General features: G+C 71.6%; 1 protein-coding gene. It reads left to right on the forward strand.

Translation table 11 applies throughout. The features are described from left to right. Positions 1-13: 13 nt before the first annotated feature. Positions 14-938, forward strand: a 925-nt coding sequence (locus Aco03nite_RS52445; RefSeq protein WP_203810792.1) for an anti-sigma factor RsbA family regulatory protein, incomplete at its 3' end; no start/stop codon positions are given.

Consider the following 938-nt stretch of genomic DNA (forward strand, 5'->3'; position numbering starts at 1 on the left):
TGGAGCTGGTGCGATGAGGACGGGTGCCGCGGCCGGGCATGTGGGCTACTTCCACACGGCGGGATGTTTCGCCTCGGATGAGGACCTGCTCGCTCTGGCGGTGCCGTTCCTGATGGGCGGCCTGGCGAGCGGCGAGCCCAGCGTGGTGGCTCTCGGTGAACGGCATGCGCAACTGGTGCGGGCCGCACTTCCGGGCGGCGCCGCGGTCACGTTCCTGCCCGGTGGCGCGGTGTACGAGAAGCCGGCCGCGGCCATCCGGTCGTACCGCAAGATCCTGGCCGGCCATGTGGCCGACGGCGCCTCGCAGATCCGCATCTTCGGTGATCTCACCGCGGTCACCCAGGGCGTCACATGGGACTGGTGGGCCCGGTACGAGGCCGCCATCAACCGGGCCTACGACGATTTCCCCCTGTGGAGCATCTGCGCCTACGACACCCGGGCCACTCCACCGGCCGCGCTGGCCGAGGTCATGCGCACCCATCCCCGCACGGCCCTGCCGGGCGGGCGGCACACGGCCAACACCGGCTTCACCGACCCGCACCGCTACCTGAGCGAACAACCTCCGCCGGCCCCGGACCCGCTGCAGAGCGGCGCGCCGATCATCCAGCTGATCGATCCGACCCTGTCCGAGGCCCGCCAGGCGGTACGCACCGCCGACCGCGGTTTCGTGGCACCGGAGGAGGTGGACGACCTGGTGGTGGCGGTGAGCGAGATGGTCGCCAACGCCCAGCGCCACGGCCACGGCCCGGTCCGGCTACGGCTGTGGAACGGCGCCGATCGTCTCGTCGCGACGGTCACCGACTCCGGCACCGGCCCCAAGGATCCGTTCGCCGGCCTGCTGGCCACCGGCGACGGCGCCAACGGCGGCCTGGGGCTGTGGATCACTCATCAGTCCTGCAACCACGTCGCCATGTACCGCGACGCCGACGGCTTCACGA

It is taken from the genome of Actinoplanes couchii (assembly GCF_016862075.1).
Lineage (GTDB): Bacteria > Actinomycetota > Actinomycetes > Mycobacteriales > Micromonosporaceae > Actinoplanes > Actinoplanes couchii.